This is a genomic window from Rossellomorea aquimaris, assembly GCF_001877785.1.
Classification (GTDB): Bacteria; Bacillota; Bacilli; order Bacillales; family Bacillaceae_B; genus Rossellomorea; species Rossellomorea aquimaris_A.
Map to the genome: position 1 here is coordinate 637,033 of NZ_MINN01000074.1, position 16,654 is coordinate 653,686.

Genomic DNA, 16,654 nt, shown 5'->3' on the forward strand with positions numbered 1-16,654 from the left:
CTTTCAATCTACATTCACCACCCCAACACTTTGTACTTCTACATTCGCTTCCAATTCGTTATATGAGAGAATCGGCACTTGCGGAAAATAACGTTCTGTCAATTGCCGGACATACATTCTGACAGCAGGGGAACACAGGATGATAGGTGATTCTTCCATCAAAGATAATTGTTCGATCTGGTTGGCGATGGTTTCGAGCAGACGCTGTGAATCGCTTGGATCCATCGATAAATAATTCCCGTGTTCTGTCTGCTGAATGGAATCTGCAATCAGCTTTTCTGCCTTGCCGGACATCGTGACCACTTTAAGGTTCCCATTTTCCTGGACATAATGATTCGTGATTTGACGGGCAAGTGCCTGTCTTACGTATTCAGCAAGCAGGTCCGTGTCCGAGCTCATTTTAGAAAAATCAGCAAGTGTTTCAAAGATGACTGGAAGATTACGGACTGACACATTTTCTTTTAACAGTTTGGCCAGCACTTTCTGCACCTCTCCCACTGATAACGGGTTCGGGGTGACCTCCTCAACGAGAATCGGATAGGATTCCTGAAGATGATCAATTAATTGTTTCGTTTCTTGTCTGCCTAGCAGTTCATGGGCATTCGTCTTGATCACTTCTGTAATATGAGTGGAAACCACGGAAGGTGGATCCACCACGGTGTAACCGAATATTTCCGCCTGTTCCTTCATATCCTCTGAAATCCATTTGGCTGGAAGACCAAATGAAGGTTCAACTGTGTCTATCCCTTCAATTGAATCATCCTCTACACCGGGACTCATGGCTAAGTAATGATCAAGCAATAGTTCTCCCCTTGCCATTTCACTGCCTTTGATTTTCAAACGGTATTCATTGGGCTGAAGCTGGATATTATCCCTGATCCTTACGACCGGAATCACTAACCCAAGCTCAATTGCAAGCTGTCTCCTGATCATGACGATGCGATCAAGCAGATCGCCTCCCTGATTTGTATCTGCAAGGGGGATCAACCCATAGCCGAATTCAAATTCTATGGGATCTACATTAAGGAGATTGACTACACTTTCGGGACTCTTCATTTCTTCTGTCTCTATTTCTTCCTCCATTGCAGCCGTTTCAGTTTCACTTTCGACAGGGGTACGTGAGAGCATAAATCCTCCAATTGCCATCGCTGCCGCAATGGGAATAGTCAATAGATCATTTATCGGCGTTGCCACACCAAGCATAAAAATGGTGAACGCTGCTACATAGAGCATATACGGATAGGCCAAAAGCTGTTTCATGATGTCCTGGCCGAGATTCCCTTCTGATGCGGCCCGTGTCACCACAATACCCGTAGCAGTTGAAATCAATAATGCCGGAATTTGACTGACGATCCCATCCCCGACAGTAAGGAGTGAATAGCGGGTGGCCGCCTCCCCGATCGGCAGTCCCTGCTGGGTCATACCGATAATGATCCCGAAAATCAAGTTGATCATGACAATCACTATTCCTGCGATCGCATCACCCTTTACGAACTTTGAAGCACCATCCATCGCACCATAAAAATCTGCTTCCCTGCTGATCTTATCCCTCCGGTGCCTGGCATCATGTTCGGAAATCATTCCCGCATTCAGGTCGGCATCGATGCTCATTTGCTTACCTGGCATGGCATCAAGCGTAAACCTTGCAGCGACTTCGGATACACGCTCCGATCCTTTGGTAATGACAATGAATTGAATGACAATCAAGATCACGAAAACGACGAGACCGACTAAGACATTTCCTCCAACCACAAATGTTCCAAATGTTTCCACAACGCCCCCTGCTTCTCCCTTGCTGAGAATCGACCTCGTTGTGGAAACATTTAGACCTAAGCGAAATAGCGTAAGCAGCAGCAGTAACGAAGGAAAAATGGAGAATTGGAGCGGTTCATTCATATTCATCGAGGTTAGGAGTACTAAAAGAGCAAGTGAAATATTTACAATAATAAGCACACTCAACATCCAGGAAGGGAATGGGATGATAAGCATGGCTACGATCAATATGACACTGGCTAATACGGATAAATCTCTTGCTGACATACTATTACTCTCCTAACATTCTTACAGTTTGTTTTGGATCCGGTACACATATGCGAGAATTTCAGCCACCGCTTTAAAGAACTCTTCCGGTACGGTATCCCCGACTTCGGCTGCATCATACAATGATCGCGCCAGCGGGCGGTTCTCCACCATCACCACATCATTTTCTTTGGCAATATATTTTATTTTCTGCGCCAGATAATCCACTCCCTTTGCAACAACATAGGGAGCATCTCTTTTCGTTTCATCATACTTCAGGACAATGGCAAAGTGGGTGGGATTCGTTATCACCACATCGGCTTCCGGGACTTCCTGCATCATCCGGCGCATGGCCATTTCCCGCTGCCTTTGCTTAATTTTGGATTTAATCAAAGGGTCCCCCTCGATGTTTTTGTGTTCATCCTTCAGATCTTGTTTTGACATCCGTATATTTTTTTCAAAATCGAATTTTTGATAAAGATAATCAAATACCGACAAAAACAACAGAGCCAGTGAGGCAGCTATTCCCATCTGCACGGCCAATTTTGACATGACGATCAGGGAATCACCAACAGATTTGAATGATAAACTCAGCACTTCTTCTATATTCGTCCAGAGCACCACAAAGGTAATGGCCCCGATGAATGAGATTTTCAGTATCGACTTCAGAAGTTCCACGATGGCCCTGAGTGAAAAAATACGCTTGAATCCTTTTATCGGGTCTATTTTTTCCAATTTCGGTTCCAGGGGCTTGGTGGTGAACATGGCACCCACCTGAATATAGTTGGCCGCAATGCCTGCCACCATCGCCACCAGCATGATGGGTCCCAGAAGAAGCGCTAACTCTTTCATCAGATCCATCGTGATGACCTGGACAGTATTTTCAGTCACCTCCATCAGCATATATTCCTGAAAGGATTGACGGAATAAGTCAAATACTATATTGCCGATATAGGAGGCCCCGAAGGTGAAAAATAAAAACACCGCCAACAGGATGATCGCTGTGTTGACATCCTGACTTTTAGCAGTCTGGCCTTTCTTTTTGGCGTCCTCCCTTTTCTTAGGTGTGGCCTTCTCTGTTTTTTCACCACTGAAGAACTGTAAATCTAATGTTAACCACTGCACCTTACGCGCCCCCAATTAATTTCATTAAATCCCGCATCGTGATGAACATCATTTCAAATAGCTGCTGCATGACAGCAAACATGACGCGCATCACAATAAAAAGAACAATAAATGAGACCGCAATTTTAATGGGAAAACCTACAACGAATACATTCAGCTGAGGAACGGTCCTTGCAACGATCCCCAAAGCGACATCCACAAGGAAGAGAGTCGCTACAACCGGAATCGACATTTGAAAAGCGATGATGAACATGGAATTAAAGGTTTTGATGATATAGTCAATTAAATTCTCATCGCCAAAGGGAATCCAAGGGCTGTCGACCGGTATGAGCTGATAGCTGTAAAAGATGCCGTCAAGAATTAAATGGTGCCCATTCAGAGCCAGGAGTAAAAGTAATGAAAAAGTGTACAGATACTGCCCCATCAAGGGGCTTTGTGCACCAGTCTGGGGATCGATGACATTCGCAATGGCAAATCCCATCTGAAAATCAATGAACCCCCCGGCTATTTGGATCGCGGAAACAATCATATAAGCAACAAACCCAATCAAAAGACCCACCATTGCTTCTTTCATCACCAAGAGGATATATTGGCCGTTGATTTCAAATGCTTTTGATTCGACCGTATAATACATCACCCACGAAAGCACCAGCGAAAAGGCCAGGCGATGCTGTGCAGGGATGTTGCGGTATGAAAATAAAGGCATTGTGACAAAAAAAGCTGAAACCCTAACAAAAACGAGTAAGAATACCGATAATACAGGTGCAAGCTCTGACATTCTATTATCCTACAAACCTTGTTAAGTCAGAAAAGATCTGTGATGAATAGGTGACTATTTTCGTCAGCATCCATGGTCCAAAAAACACAATCCCGATCAGTACCGCGACAATCTTCGGAATGAATGCAAGCGTCTGCTCCTGGATTTGTGTGGTTGCCTGAAAGATACTTACAATCAAGCCCACTACAAGTGCAAGCAGCAGCAATGGACCGGATACGATTAGAGTTATATATACCCCGCGTTCGGCTAACGCAATAACAGATTCGGCATTCATAAAATCACCCACTTAAAAACTTTCTAAAAGAGATTTAACGACCAAGTACCAGCCATCCACCAGTACAAATAGTAAAATTTTGAACGGCAGTGAGATCATTACCGGCGGTAGCATCATCATACCCATTGACATTAAGACACTGGCCACCACCATGTCTATGACAAGAAACGGGATGAAAATCATAAAGCCGATTTGGAAGGCTGTCTTGATTTCGCTCAACGCAAATGCCGGTACAAGAGAGGTCATCGGTATATCCGCGATTGATTCCGGTCTTTCAGCACCGGAATAGCTTAAGAAGAGCTCAAGATCCTTCTGTCTTGTATGTTTACTCATGAATTCCTTAAAAGGGACAGCAGCTTTCTCATACGCTTCCTCCAGATTGATTTCTTCATTAAAAAGAGGTGTCAAAGCCTGATCGTTAACCTCCTGGAACGTCGGTGCCATGATAAAGAAGGTCAAGAATAAGGAGAGCCCGACCAACACCTGGTTCGGCGGCATTTGCTGAGTTGCCAGTGAAGTCCTTACAAAGGAAAGGACAATCATGATACGGGTAAAAGATGTCATTAGAATAAGGATGCTCGGTGCCAGCGACAGTACCGTAAATAACAGCAGGAGCTTTACACTGGTGGAAACAGAGTCCGCAGGGCTTCCATTGAAAAATTCCATAAATTCATTCATCTGAGCGGTTCTCCTTGTCCTTCAAATCCTTAAGCATCTTTTTTCTCCCTTTACTCATTTCGTCCAGCTGCTTTTTGAAATGAGACTGAAAAGAGCCTTGTTCAGAACTTCCCGTACCGCCTGTTACCTTCGTCAGCAGATTCGAAACGACCGTCTTTGCATCGCGCACCTGCTCGGTCCCATTATGATAATAAGCCAGAATCTCTTCTTTTTCTTTTTCATCATGTACCTCTTTTAACAGCTGGATATCCTCTCCAACCCCTAATACCAGCACTTGGTTTCCTACTTTGACAATCTGTACAGAGCGGTTCCCCCCAAGTGGGGCCCCCCCTAAATGGTTGATCATCTTTGTCTGTTGAAACGATCTTCCTTTTTGGTTAATGAATTTTAACAGGAAATATATAAGTGCTACTACAAATATCAAAGCAAAGATCATTTTCACATAATCAAAGAAAGTGACGCCCGCTGTTTGAGTTTCCTCAATGTTTTCCTTTTCAGAAGGTTTCACATCTTTGTTGCTGCCATTTTCGCCGCTTCCAGGACTTTCATACCAGTCATCCACTGACTTCATGTTGGCATGTGCCGGTGACACACCGACACATGCCAGGATGAGAATACATAGAACACTCATTACTAGTTGAAGCTTCATCAATACATACACCTTCTTAAAAACTGTTAACTTAAAGCTTTCTGAATCGCCTCGATTACACGGTCGGCCTGAAACGGTTTGACAATGAAGTCCTTTGCGCCTGCCTGGATTGCATCGATGACCATTGCCTGCTGGCCCATTGCTGAACACATAATGATTTTCGCCCCGGGATCCATCGCTTTGATATCCTTCAGTGCTGCGATGCCATCTTTCTCAGGCATGGTGATATCCATTGTCACCAAGTCAGGCTGTACTTCTTTGTACTTCTCTACTGCCTGGGCACCATCAGCAGCTTCACCTACTACCTCAAATCCATTTTTCGTTAGAATATCTTTAATCATCATCCGCATAAAAGCTGCATCATCTACAATCAAAATCTTATTTGCCATCGCCGTCATCCTCCACCTATCAAATAATTATTTTAACTTCTTATTATCTATGGTACTTCCTTTAATTTAGAATTTACCTGAGTTTGTTCAACCGGTCACTCGGGCTTACGATATCCGTGATGCGGACACCAAAATTCTCATCGATCACCACCACTTCACCTTTCGCGATCAGTCTGCTGTTCACCAGGATATCAACCGGTTCGCCTGCTAATTTATCGAGTTCAATGATCGAACCCGAAGACATTTCCAATATGTCCTTTACGGAACGATTCGTCCTTCCGAGTTCCACCGTAACCTGTAACGGGATGTCGAGGAGCATATCAAGATTTTTCGATTCCTGCTGGCCTAACCCGCCAGGCTGAAATTCAGAGAAAGTGGCAGGTTGTACATTCACCTGCTGACCTGAATATCCATAGCCGCCATAATGCTGTGGCGGTGATTGCTGCCCCACAGGCTGGGCATGCTTGTCAGCAGCTGCACCAGGTGCTTCATTTCTTGCTGCTTGTCCCCCCATATGACGGGCAGGCGGTTCCTGTTGAACATCTTGCTCTGCAGGGATGTCTGTGTTTACCTCTGCTTCTTCCCCGCTTCCATTCATTAGCTCATCGACAAGACTTCTTGCAAAACTTAACGGAAGAAGCTGCATAATACTTGAATCGATGAGATTTCCGATTTTCAGTGAAAAAGAAACCTTTACCAGCAGATCCTGGTCAGGGATGTTCTCCTGTCCTTCCCCCTGCGGTATATACATTAAATCAATGGAAGGAGGTGAGATATCGACCTTCTTACTGAATACCGTCGACATGGATGTAGCGGCGGAACCCATCATTTGATTCATCGCTTCCTGAACTGCACTGAGCTGAATTTCCCCCAGTTCCCCGGAAGGATTCAGCCCGTCTCCCCCAAGCATCAAATCAGCGATGATTGAAGCATCGGACTGTTTAATCACCAGCAGATTTGCCCCCGAAAACCCTTCAGTATACTTAACTTCTATTGCAACGTACGGATGAGGGAATTCTTCCTCCAGTAAATTTTTATTCACAATGGACACTTTTGGAGTCGTGATTTCAACCTTTTGATTAAGCAATGTGGATAACGCTGTTGCAGAACTGCCAAAAGAGATATTCCCAATTTCCCCTAACGCATCTTGTTCAATAGAACTGATATAATCATTTATGTTGATTTCGACCGGAACCTGTTCTTCAGGTTCTGCAGAACCCCTAAGGAGCGCATCGATTTCATCTTGTGACAACATATCATCACTCATCATCGTCGTCTCCCCCTTTCAATGTTTCTAAAATTTGGATTGCAAGTTTATTGTTAGATCTCCCAGGCTGACCTGTGAATTTCGGCATCTCCCCGACCTTAATTGTGAGAGGATCATCGATTCTGGCATTTAGTTGAATGACATCCCCGCTGTCAAGCATCAGGAAATCCTCAATGGAAATTTCTGAATTTCCCAGTTCTGCCACAACCGGAACGTATGCCTTTTTAATCCTTCTCTCCAGGTTCGCCGTTTCTTCCGGCTTGATGTCCCTCTTCTTGGTTTCCATCCAGTAGCTTCCAGAGAGTTTCGGAATAATGGGTTCAAGTACCACATGAGGGATGCAAATGTTGATCATCCCGCTTGTTTCTCCAATCGTAGTATTCAAAGAAATGACCACGACGGTTTCATTTGGGGACACCATCTGGAGGAATTGGGGATTGACCTCAAACTCCGCAAATACCGGAACCACGTCTGCGACTGAACTCCATGCTTCACTTAAATTTTCGAAAGCCCGTTCAAACAGCTGTGACATGATCGTTGTCTCTATTTCCGTCAAGTTCTCCACTTTATTGACACTGACCCCTTTACCGCCCATCACCCGGTCCATCATCGAATAAGCGATATTTGGATTGATTTCCATCAGGATCCTTCCGTCCAAAGGGGGAAGTTCATATACATTCAAGATGGTCATTTTCGGCACCGAACGAATGAATTCTTCATATGGAATCTGATCTGCTGAAGCAACGTTGATTTGTACATATGTACGAAGCTGTGCGGAAAAATAAGTGGTTAAAATCCTTGCAAAGTTCTCATGAATACGGGTCAAACTTCTGATTTGATCTTTGGAGAAGCGCAAAGCCCTTTTAAAATCATAAACTTTTACTTTTCTTTCTTCTTCTTCTTTCTTAAAATCGTCTGCACTCATTTCACCAGTGTTCAATGCTGATAACAAGGCATCAATTTCACTTTGTGACAATACATCTGCCATTCCTTCACCCCCAGCCCATGCATTTTTCCATTATCATTGAATCATCATAGAGGTGATGTACACTTTTTCGACCATTCCTTTTTGCATCAGGGCATTCACCTTTTCCTTAACCTTGGCCTCAATTAATTCTTTTCCTTTCTTCCCTTGAAGTTCATCTGCTTTCATTTCAGAAAGTTCTTCTATAATGATGTTATTCACTTGAAAATCTCTTTTCTCCAACTCTTCCTTTGCTTTTTTGCTGTCAGTTTGAACTTTGAAAGATATACGTATAAAATCATTGCTTAATAGATTGGTTGTTATTTCAGGGATATCAACTGATGCCTCAATAACCTCTTCAATTGATGGTTCCTTTGTTTCTTCATCATCTGAAAATTTCAAAATGACAACCAGGGCGATCACACCCGCCAAAGTGATTGTCACCAGAAGGATCAACATGATGGTCAAGAATTTATTTTTCATCTGTGCCTCCTCCTTTAAATGCCGGACCAAGAAGGTTGACACTGCGGAAAAAAGCAAGAGTGTACCCGGCAACCTCATCAACCGATTCTTTCACCACATATTTTCGGCCGTTGGTCAATTGGATCGTGGTATCCGGGAATGCCTCAACGGTCTCAATATAAAAGGCGTTAAGGGTAAAGGGTTTACCATTCAATCTAGTTAACGTAATCATATTATGTAGAACTGACTCTCACTGAATAGTAAGAGCCAGCCCCCTACCTCCCTTACTGACTAATTATCGCTTCAAGTTAACCAGTTCCTGCAGGATTTCATCCGAGGTGGTGATGATTCTGGTATTCGCCTGGAACCCCCGTTGTGCCGTGATCATTTCAGTGAATTCTTCCGATAAGTCGACATTCGACATTTCGAGGGAGCCTGATTGGAGAGATCCCCTGCCTTCTCCCGCCGTTCCCATATTTGGAAGCCCTGAGTTGTTTGATTCCTGAAATAAATTATTCCCTGCCTTTGTCAAACCGCCTGGATTTGAAAATGTTGCCAACGCCAGCTGGCTGAGCACTCTTACTTCACCATTTGAAAAGACGCCGTTCACTTCCCCGGAAGATCCTATATTGAAACTCTCGAGGTATCCTTCCGAGTTACCGTTCACGGTATCAGTGTTTGCCGAAGAGGAACTGTCAAATTGAGTGATGTTGGAGAAATCCATCTCGATATCCAAGTTATTCGCTCCGTTGCTATTGGTAAGGGATAAATCATGCGGCATAGCTGTCGTCAATTTACCGTTTGCATCGAAACTGAACGATAGATTCCCGCCTCCGGCAACTGTTACTCCATTGGTCAGGCCTGAGATATTTGCTGTCCAAGCGTTGTTACCGGCATCCTTTGTCAAAGTAATGTTCAAACTGATATCGTTCCCCTGGGAATCTTTTACCTTGGATTCAATTTCCACTTTGGTCCCTGCAGCAGCAGTTGCTTTTAAGTTCCCATTGTATGAAGCTTTGGTTGTAGCCTGCGGTGCCATCGTTGTGTCGGTATCAATTTTAATATCCGCTACACCTGAACGGTTGACCACTCCATCGGCATCTACCGGGTATCCCTGAACCAGGGCGCCACCTCCTGTCACAAGACTTCCGTTCGAATCCAAGTAGAAGTTTCCGGCTCTTGTATAAAGTGCGTTATTCCCTTGTCTGACCATGAAGAAGCCGTCCCCGGATACCGCTACATCAAGAGATCTCCCTGTTGTTTGCAGACTTCCTTGAGTCTGGATACTGTCGATCGAGGCCAGCGTGGAACCTAAACCGACTTGCATCGCATTTTGGCCGCCTCTGTTATCAGTTGCCCTGCTTGCTCCGGATACCGTCTGGTTCATAAGGTCTTGAAACGTTACGCGCCCCTTCTTGTACCCATAAGTGTTCACATTCGCGATATTGTTCCCAATGACATCTAATTTTGTTTGGAAGTTCTTCATCCCGCTTATTCCTGAATACATTGAACGTAGCATTAATTTTTCCCCTTTCTTAATGAGCTGCTTCGATCATTCCACAGCTGTCAGGCTTCCTATTAAAGGTCCAGCCTATGAATCCATTATTATAGTTCCGTTAATATTAGTGAAAATCTGCGAATTTGCTTCTTGCCTATTCAAAGCTGTTATAACTGTTTCATTTTTCGCACTGACGATTAAGGCAGCATCTTTTAAAAGCACCAGCGAATCATGGACTCCTTTGGATTTAGCTTCATTCACTTTTTCCGCAATTTTTTCCCATTGGGGCGGTGTGATGGAGATGCCTCTTTGTTCCATTCTGCTCTTCGCATGTTTACTGATCTGAAGTCCGGAGCAACGGGTGATCACTTTGTTCAGTTCGGCTGAAAAAGCAGTATCCCCTCTGACACCGGATTGGGCAGTTCTCGGCTTTATCGTTGGTGTTAAAGGATTAGGTGGAATGCGGTGCAAGAAAGTTTTATCCATACGCCCCCTCCTTGTTAAGATTCAATTTTTGTCAGGCTTCCGCTCTTGACTTTTTCGCCGCCATCCGTATGGATCCAAATATGTGAGTCTTTAGAGGATACAGATTGAACGATGCCAGTCTTCTCTCCTCCTTCATCTTCCCAAGTCACTTTTTTTCCAATCAACATTGAAGCATTTACCAAAGATACGTCGGAAGAAGCCACATCATTCACTTGTGAGACGTTACCCGGTGTTAGGGTTGTACCGTCTTCCATGACAAATTCAACATTATCTTCTTTAAAGCGTATGCCTTTCACGATTCCCTGGCCTTCTGTGATTTCAGGGGCGTCATCTGTTTCTGCATCGCTTATCTTATGCCAGGTAACCTGCTTTCCTACAAATTGATTATAAGAAATCAATTGGGATTGATTTTGGTTCTCTACGAACTTTTCCATTGTTTTAGTAAGATTCGTCATTTGTTCCAATGAAGAAAAGGTTGCCATTTGAGCAATGAAATCCTTATCCTGCATTGGATTCATCGGGTCCTGATTCTGAAGCTGTGTCATCAGGATTTTCAGGAAATCATCTTTTCCTAAAATATCATTGCCGCCTTCACGTTTCTTCGTCTGCAAGGTTGAATAAAGTAAATTCGGATCTATTTTTGTCATATTCATCACCTATACTTCGCTGTTCACGAGATATTCTTTAAAGCCTGCTGCTTCCTGTTCCTCATTATCCTTATGAGTATCTTCGGGTGCTTGCTTCGACTGCCCATTCGACTGCTGTTGAGATTGTCCTTTTGACTGACGTTCCGGATCGGCAAGTGCCTGTGAAACTTCAATTTTATCAACCTGCAGATTTTGGGAAGCAAAGGCATGCTTCAATCCTTGTAGCTGCGAATCAAGCATTTCCTTTGCAGCCGATGTTGTGGCAAGAATCCTGGCTGTCATGATTCCATTGGTTTGAAGAAGTTCGATTCTCAGGGAGCCAAGCTGTTCAGGATATAATTTAATTAACAGCTTATTCATATTAGGCAGTGTCTGCAAATTGGATCTGCTCAATATTGTTTGAAGTTCCTTTACAAATTGTTCATATTGCAGGGTACCCTTTGTCTGTCCCATATTCAACGTGAATGTTTCAGGTTTGGGAACAAGGACATGAAGGTTATTCCCCTGCCCTGAAATCATAAATTTGTTCTGTTCGGTTTTAACCGCTTCGGTCATTTCCATAGACGAATGCCGGCTGTATGCAGCCCTTATGAGTTCTTCCTTATCACCCTGCTTCAAGGCAGCGCTGAATTGAGTCACCGTCTCTGTTTTTTGCTGAAGCTGTTTCAATAATTCCTTTATCTCAGACACTCTCTGGGCTTCCCCCATTGGAAGGTCCTTATGAACTGCCATGAAAACAAGTGCTTTAGCCATCTTCACGAGCTGACTGGCAGCTTGAGGATTTACCGAATCCCCCCTGCTTTTACCAAGAAAGAGTTGTACAAAATGTAATAAGTCCACTATTGATTCCAGGGACATTTCTACTTCGGTCTCTTCTTCCTTTATGCCGGCGGGTAAGCTTGCTTGCAGACTGTCTTGCTGGTTGAAGATTTCTTCTAAGTCAATATCCATGAGGCCGGCAATTTCTTCAATGTCCAGTTTGCCGATATCGCACAAGGCTTTAATTTGTTTATCAGAGAGCCCCAAGTCTCCGAATCCTTCCGCATTTAGCAAACGATTTAACAGTTCAAGCTCCGGGGAAATGTCGTTAACATTTATGGATTTTTGCTGAATTGAACTATTTAAACTTCCAAGCAGATGCTGGGAAAATGAAGCGCTGCCCCGCTTTGATGAACTCATTCCGTTGACAGATACCCCTTTTACCTGAATGGCTTGTGTTGGTGCAATTTCCATTCTTTCACCCCCTTTCCCATGTATCTATCGTCTAATTCTCATCTGCTGCCAATAAACCTGTGTATCTTGCGGCATCTTCAGGAGGCATTTTCTCAAGTATGTCGGCTAAATCATCCGGTTTAATGCTGGAAAGTATTTTAAGTGCTTCTTGATCCTCCATATTCATTAAGACCGGGGCGGCACTTTTAGCTGACATAGACTCGAATGTACTTACTACTTCTTTAAAAGCCCGTTTATTTTCTTCCCCTATCTGTCTCAGTTCTTCAAGCTCAAGCTTTTGCTGTTCGATTGTTGCCTGAAGTTTTTCATTGTACTTCTCACTGCCGTCAATTTCACTTCGCAGCCGGGAGATTTGGGCTTCTTTATCCTCAATGGAAGTCTGTAGCGAAACAATCCGGCTCTCCAGCTGCTCTTTCCCCTCCTCACTTGCAGATGGGATCACTTTTGAAATGAAAGGAACGGACTGTGCTTTCTCGAACACATTGATTCCTGCAACTGTCATTACGATCAAGGCGATGGTAATCGCAAATAATAGAGGAATGAAGATTACAAATACAATCCATTGAAAACGGCTGGTTTCTTTGTTCTCTTTCTCTTCTGCAATCATTTTTGGCATTCTATCACCTAATTCCCCGATTCATGTATTGGACAACGGACACTTCATCCAACTGGTTGTTTTCATCTTCTTTCATTTTTTCAAGAAAAACACTAGCGTCCTTTTCTTTTATTTTTTCGTACTTCTTCACTTCCATGTTCATATCGACTAGTTTTTCTTCATACCAGTTCATGCGATTACGTGCTTGGATCACGAGTTCCTGATAATAGGAAATCGTCTTTTCCAGATTTGTTATGAATTGTTGATGGTGGCGTATATCCTGCACCGAAAGGCCGTTTTGAAGTCGGCCGGCTTGATGGAATTCCAAATCTTCCTTTTTCTTTAAAAATCCATAAAGCATTTCTGCCACCTTCTCAAACTTTGAGATGGCTCCTTTATATTGCTCATTCAATTCATCTTTCTCTTTTTCCTTGAGGGTCAAGATCCGTTCAAATCGATATTGATAACTCATGACCGCACGTCACCTTTTTCTGCCAGCTGTATAAGTTGGTCGATACTTTCAGCCTGCGATATTTTTTCATAAACACCTTGTTTAAGAAATGAAATAATCTTGGGATAATAGTTGATGGCTTCGTCTATTTCTTTAGAAGAACCCTTCTTATATGCACCGATTTGAATGAGATCTTCAGATTCTATATAGGTGCTGTAAAGCTCCCTTAACCTCACCGAAGCCTCAAGATGCTGGTCCGAGGCCAGATGATTCATAAGGCGGCTGACGCTTTTCAAGATATTGATTGCCGGAAATTGCCCCCTGTTGGCTATCTTTCGATCCAATACAATATGTCCGTCCAAAATCCCCCGTACTGTATCGGAAATTGGTTCATTAAGGTCATCGCCGTCCACGAGCACAGTATAGAACGCCGTAATGCTTCCCTTTAAGTTGGTTCCCGTCCTTTCAAGTAGCTTCGGGAGTATCGCAAATACTGAAGGAGTATACCCCTTTGTTGTAGGAGGTTCACCGACAGCCAGGCCGATTTCCCGCTGCGCCATTGCCACGCGGGTAGCAGAATCCATCATCAACATTACATTCATGCCTTTATCGCGAAAATATTCAGCGATGGCCGTTGCTGTAAAGGCACCTTTGATCCTCATGAGAGCCGGCTGATCAGAAGTGGAGGCAACGACTATCGTCCTTTTCAATCCATCTTCGCCAAGGTCCCTTTCAATGAATTCCCTGACTTCCCTGCCGCGTTCCCCGATCAAAGCAATGACATTCAAATCAGCTTTCGTATTCCTTGCTATCATTCCGAGCAGCGTGCTCTTTCCGACCCCGCTCCCTGCAAAAATCCCTACACGCTGACCTTTTCCTACCGTCAGCATACTATCGATTGCTTTCACCCCGACCTCCATCGGTTCATCTATAGGCGGCCTGGAAAGCGGATTAGGGGGTTCGTGATCGGTGTGAGCAGCAGACAGGCCGGCGGGCAGCATACTTCCGTCCAGCGGCTTACCCAGCGAATCCACAACTTTCCCGATCAATGCCGGACCTATTTTAACTTCCAGGGGCTTTGATGTAGCTTCCACCAGACTTCCCGGGGCTATATCCTGCATGTTGGAATAGGGCATCAGGATGACAAGCTGACCATTGAACCCCACCACTTCTGCAAGAATTATTTTTGGTATCCCCCTGCTGATGATATGGATATGACAGACCTCACCGACTGAACTCTCGGGTCCCTGTGATTCGATCATAAGTCCGACGGCACGCTTTACTTTCCCGTATTTCTTGAACGTATTGACCTGCGGGATAAGCGGTAGTAAATCTATTGCTTTCATGTTGCATCCCCCTGCAGCACTTCAAACAGTTTCAGTTTCAATTCCGCCAGCTGTGAATCGATACTTACGATTATTCTCCCTTGATTTGTCTCTATGTAACATTCATCCTCTCTCAAATCATCATTCCCATAGATAAAGCATTGTACATTTGCAGGAAATGCCGATTCAATTTCCTCTTTGTTTTCCATCAGATTAAAATATCGGGATGGATGGCAGTGGATTTGAACCTCAGGCAGCTGCCTGACTTCCTTCAAGGCTCTTTTAACAATTGAAGTGAATGTTTCCGGCTCATCTATAATCTTTTTACCGATGATTTTTTCAGCACTGGCGATTGCAAGGGAAACAATGACTTGCTGCGCTTTTTCTAAATATGAGTAATATTCTTGCTTGTTCCATTCTATAATTCGTTCTGCTTCAATCAGCCTTCGGGCATATTCCTGATATCCCTTTTTCATTCCCTCTTCTTCACCTTTTTGAAATCCGGCGTCATAGGCTTCTTTAAATTGTTTCTCACGTTGTGTCAGCCAGTTATCTTTTTCCTGTTGAATCTGGGAGTGAATGCGGTCCCTCTCTTCAAAAGCCCCGGATACAATCTTCTCAGCTTTACGCCTGGCTTCTGAGATTAAATCTTCTAGTTCTGTGTACCTCAGCTGTTGTTGGTTGGAAAGGTCCTCTTCTGAAAGTTCCGTCATTGTAGAACGTATATGCTTAAGGGCTATGACCTTCTCATTATCTCCGCGAGTATGAGCTGCGGAAGACTTAATGATTCTAGACAATGATATCGTCCCCTCCACCCCGGGCAATGATGATTTCCCCGGCTTCTTCCAATCGTCTGATGATCGCTACGATTCTTGATTGGGCTTCTTCTACATCACGCAGTCTGACTGGCCCCATGAATTCCATTTCTTCTTTGAGGGTCTCCACCATCCGATTGGACATATTTTTAAATACAATTTCCTTGACCTCATCGCTCGATACCTTGAGTGATAGAAGAAGGTCTTCATTATCACAATCTCTGATGACTCGTTGGATGGAACGGCCATCAAGCGTAACGATATCTTCAAATACAAACATTCTCTTCTTGATTTCTTCGGCCAGCTCCGGATCCTGGATTTCTAGTGCATCCAAGATCGTTTTTTCCGTTGAGCGGTCTACACCATTCAGAACTTCGACTACAGCTTCCACCCCGCCGGTTTGTGTATAATCCTGGGTGACAGTCGCAGACAGCTTCCTTTCAAGAATGGCCTCGACTTCACTGATTACTTCCGGCGATGTACCGTCCATGATCGCGATCCTTCTGGCTATATCAGCTTGAACATCTTGAGGGAGTTCAGATAGGATCTGTCCTGACTGCTGTGGATCCAAATAAGATAATATCAGGGCAATCGTCTGCGGATGTTCATTTTGAATAAAATTCAATATTTGAGCCGGGTCCGCTTTACGGGCAAAATCAAAGGGTTTCACCTGCAGTGATGAAGTCAGGCGATTGATGATCGCTGCAGCCTGGTCCGCACCGAGTGCCTTCTCCAGTACTGTTTTCGCATAACCGATCCCCCCTTGGGAAATATAGTCCTGAGCAATTGCGATATTGTGGAATTCTTCGAGGATATCTTCTTTTGCCTCAGTCTCTACCTTCCTAACTCCAGATATCTCTAAGGTCAGCTTTTCTATCTCTTCTTCAGATAAATGTTTATAGACTGTTGCCGACACATCGGGACCGAGTGAAATCAGGAGGATAGCCGCTTTTTGTTTACCTGTTAAATCTTTCTCTCTTCTAGCCATTTCCTCACCCT

At 44.0% G+C, this 16,654-nt stretch carries 20 protein-coding genes; all 20 read right to left on the reverse strand.

The window, feature by feature from the left end; genetic code table 11:
* Positions 1 to 3: 3 nt before the first annotated feature.
* The 20 genes from flhA to fliG all read right to left on the reverse strand — a co-directional run bounded on the left by flhA (position 4) and on the right by fliG (position 16,643).
* The gene (flhA, locus tag BHE18_RS07020; RefSeq protein WP_071617870.1) at positions 4 to 2,040 is read right to left on the reverse strand and encodes a flagellar biosynthesis protein FlhA; all 2,037 of its coding nucleotides are present in this window, start codon (positions 2,038 to 2,040) and stop codon (positions 4 to 6) included.
* 21 nt (positions 2,041 to 2,061) lie between these two features.
* Complete coding sequence (flhB, locus tag BHE18_RS07025) at positions 2,062 to 3,144, reverse strand: flagellar biosynthesis protein FlhB (protein ID WP_071617871.1); 1,083 nt, start codon at positions 3,142 to 3,144, stop codon at positions 2,062 to 2,064.
* A gap of 1 nt (position 3,145) precedes the next feature.
* Complete coding sequence (gene fliR, locus BHE18_RS07030; RefSeq protein ID WP_071617872.1) at positions 3,146 to 3,922, reverse strand: flagellar biosynthetic protein FliR; 777 nt, start codon at positions 3,920 to 3,922, stop codon at positions 3,146 to 3,148.
* A gap of 4 nt (positions 3,923 to 3,926) precedes the next feature.
* Positions 3,927 to 4,196: a flagellar biosynthesis protein FliQ gene (gene fliQ / locus BHE18_RS07035; protein WP_032088820.1), complete on the reverse strand. Its 270-nt coding sequence runs from the start codon at positions 4,194 to 4,196 to the stop codon at positions 3,927 to 3,929.
* 12 nt (positions 4,197 to 4,208) lie between these two features.
* Entirely contained in the window at positions 4,209 to 4,874 is a 666-nt protein-coding gene (fliP, locus tag BHE18_RS07040; RefSeq protein ID WP_071617873.1) for a flagellar type III secretion system pore protein FliP, read from the reverse strand.
* Positions 4,867 to 5,523 carry a flagellar biosynthetic protein FliO gene (locus BHE18_RS07045; protein WP_083573654.1) on the reverse strand — a complete coding sequence of 219 codons (657 nt, stop codon included), beginning with the start codon at positions 5,521 to 5,523 and terminating at the stop codon, positions 4,867 to 4,869. The genes fliP and BHE18_RS07045 overlap by 8 nt, the downstream gene beginning before the upstream one ends.
* A 26-nt stretch (positions 5,524 to 5,549) precedes the next feature.
* A complete protein-coding gene (locus BHE18_RS07050) occupies positions 5,550 to 5,912 on the reverse strand; it encodes a response regulator (protein WP_032088822.1) in 363 nt (120 codons plus the stop codon).
* 73 nt (positions 5,913 to 5,985) lie between these two features.
* Complete coding sequence (gene fliY, locus BHE18_RS07055) at positions 5,986 to 7,182, reverse strand: flagellar motor switch phosphatase FliY (RefSeq protein WP_071617875.1); 1,197 nt, start codon at positions 7,180 to 7,182, stop codon at positions 5,986 to 5,988.
* Complete coding sequence (gene fliM, locus BHE18_RS07060) at positions 7,172 to 8,167, reverse strand: flagellar motor switch protein FliM (protein ID WP_071617876.1); 996 nt, start codon at positions 8,165 to 8,167, stop codon at positions 7,172 to 7,174. The genes fliY and fliM overlap by 11 nt, the downstream gene beginning before the upstream one ends.
* 33 nt (positions 8,168 to 8,200) lie before the next feature.
* Positions 8,201 to 8,626: a flagellar basal body-associated protein FliL gene (gene fliL, locus BHE18_RS07065; protein WP_071617877.1), complete on the reverse strand. Its 426-nt coding sequence runs from the start codon at positions 8,624 to 8,626 to the stop codon at positions 8,201 to 8,203.
* Positions 8,616 to 8,837, reverse strand: coding sequence for a flagellar FlbD family protein (locus BHE18_RS07070; protein ID WP_071617878.1), 222 nt, complete (start codon positions 8,835 to 8,837; stop codon positions 8,616 to 8,618). The genes fliL and BHE18_RS07070 overlap by 11 nt, the downstream gene beginning before the upstream one ends.
* 63 nt (positions 8,838 to 8,900) lie before the next feature.
* Complete coding sequence (locus tag BHE18_RS07075) at positions 8,901 to 10,124, reverse strand: flagellar hook protein FlgE (protein ID WP_071617879.1); 1,224 nt, start codon at positions 10,122 to 10,124, stop codon at positions 8,901 to 8,903.
* Between the two features lie 72 nt (positions 10,125 to 10,196).
* A complete protein-coding gene (locus tag BHE18_RS07080; protein ID WP_071617880.1) occupies positions 10,197 to 10,589 on the reverse strand; it encodes a TIGR02530 family flagellar biosynthesis protein in 393 nt (130 codons plus the stop codon).
* 14 nt (positions 10,590 to 10,603) lie between these two features.
* Complete coding sequence (flgD, locus tag BHE18_RS07085; protein ID WP_071617881.1) at positions 10,604 to 11,236, reverse strand: flagellar hook assembly protein FlgD; 633 nt, start codon at positions 11,234 to 11,236, stop codon at positions 10,604 to 10,606.
* A 9-nt stretch (positions 11,237 to 11,245) separates the two neighbouring features.
* Positions 11,246 to 12,469 carry a flagellar hook-length control protein FliK gene (locus BHE18_RS07090; RefSeq protein ID WP_071617882.1) on the reverse strand — a complete coding sequence of 408 codons (1,224 nt, stop codon included), beginning with the start codon at positions 12,467 to 12,469 and terminating at the stop codon, positions 11,246 to 11,248.
* A 31-nt stretch (positions 12,470 to 12,500) separates the two neighbouring features.
* On the reverse strand, positions 12,501 to 13,085 hold the full coding sequence (locus BHE18_RS07095) for a MotE family protein (protein ID WP_071617883.1): 585 nt from the start codon (positions 13,083 to 13,085) through the stop codon (positions 12,501 to 12,503).
* A 4-nt stretch (positions 13,086 to 13,089) separates the two neighbouring features.
* Positions 13,090 to 13,536 (reverse strand): flagellar export protein FliJ, encoded by a 447-nt coding sequence (gene fliJ / locus BHE18_RS07100; RefSeq protein WP_071617884.1) that lies wholly within the window; start codon positions 13,534 to 13,536, stop codon positions 13,090 to 13,092.
* Entirely contained in the window at positions 13,533 to 14,861 is a 1,329-nt protein-coding gene (fliI, locus tag BHE18_RS07105) for a flagellar protein export ATPase FliI (protein WP_071617885.1), read from the reverse strand. The genes fliJ and fliI overlap by 4 nt, the downstream gene beginning before the upstream one ends.
* Positions 14,858 to 15,637, reverse strand: a complete 780-nt coding sequence (gene fliH, locus BHE18_RS07110) for a flagellar assembly protein FliH (RefSeq protein ID WP_071617886.1) — start codon at positions 15,635 to 15,637, stop codon at positions 14,858 to 14,860. The genes fliI and fliH overlap by 4 nt, the downstream gene beginning before the upstream one ends.
* Complete coding sequence (fliG, locus tag BHE18_RS07115; RefSeq protein WP_071617887.1) at positions 15,630 to 16,643, reverse strand: flagellar motor switch protein FliG; 1,014 nt, start codon at positions 16,641 to 16,643, stop codon at positions 15,630 to 15,632. The genes fliH and fliG overlap by 8 nt, the downstream gene beginning before the upstream one ends.
* Positions 16,644 to 16,654 lie beyond the last annotated feature (11 nt).

Bases quoted from the DNA above. Each gene is read 5' to 3' on its own strand.
- fliM (WP_071617876.1), bottom strand. From the start codon at position 8,167: ATGGCAGATGTATTGTCACAAAGTGAAATTGATGCCTTGTTATCAGCA.
- BHE18_RS07045 (WP_083573654.1), bottom strand. From the start codon at position 5,523: ATGAAGCTTCAACTAGTAATGAGTGTTCTATGTATTCTCATCCTGGCA.
- BHE18_RS07080 (WP_071617880.1), bottom strand. From the start codon at position 10,589: ATGGATAAAACTTTCTTGCACCGCATTCCACCTAATCCTTTAACACCA.
- fliY (WP_071617875.1), bottom strand. From the start codon at position 7,182: ATGATGAGTGATGATATGTTGTCACAAGATGAAATCGATGCGCTCCTT.
- fliP (WP_071617873.1), bottom strand. From the start codon at position 4,874: ATGAATGAATTTATGGAATTTTTCAATGGAAGCCCTGCGGACTCTGTT.
- BHE18_RS07095 (WP_071617883.1), bottom strand. From the start codon at position 13,085: ATGCCAAAAATGATTGCAGAAGAGAAAGAGAACAAAGAAACCAGCCGT.
- flhA (WP_071617870.1), bottom strand. From the start codon at position 2,040: ATGTCAGCAAGAGATTTATCCGTATTAGCCAGTGTCATATTGATCGTA.
- BHE18_RS07070 (WP_071617878.1), bottom strand. From the start codon at position 8,837: ATGATTACGTTAACTAGATTGAATGGTAAACCCTTTACCCTTAACGCC.
- fliQ (WP_032088820.1), bottom strand. From the start codon at position 4,196: ATGAATGCCGAATCTGTTATTGCGTTAGCCGAACGCGGGGTATATATA.
- flgD (WP_071617881.1), bottom strand. From the start codon at position 11,236: ATGACAAAAATAGATCCGAATTTACTTTATTCAACCTTGCAGACGAAG.
- fliI (WP_071617885.1), bottom strand. From the start codon at position 14,861: ATGAAAGCAATAGATTTACTACCGCTTATCCCGCAGGTCAATACGTTC.
- BHE18_RS07090 (WP_071617882.1), bottom strand. From the start codon at position 12,469: ATGGAAATTGCACCAACACAAGCCATTCAGGTAAAAGGGGTATCTGTC.
- BHE18_RS07075 (WP_071617879.1), bottom strand. From the start codon at position 10,124: ATGCTACGTTCAATGTATTCAGGAATAAGCGGGATGAAGAACTTCCAA.
- fliR (WP_071617872.1), bottom strand. From the start codon at position 3,922: ATGTCAGAGCTTGCACCTGTATTATCGGTATTCTTACTCGTTTTTGTT.
- fliL (WP_071617877.1), bottom strand. From the start codon at position 8,626: ATGAAAAATAAATTCTTGACCATCATGTTGATCCTTCTGGTGACAATC.
- BHE18_RS07050 (WP_032088822.1), bottom strand. From the start codon at position 5,912: ATGGCAAATAAGATTTTGATTGTAGATGATGCAGCTTTTATGCGGATG.
- fliJ (WP_071617884.1), bottom strand. From the start codon at position 13,536: ATGAGTTATCAATATCGATTTGAACGGATCTTGACCCTCAAGGAAAAA.
- fliG (WP_071617887.1), bottom strand. From the start codon at position 16,643: ATGGCTAGAAGAGAGAAAGATTTAACAGGTAAACAAAAAGCGGCTATC.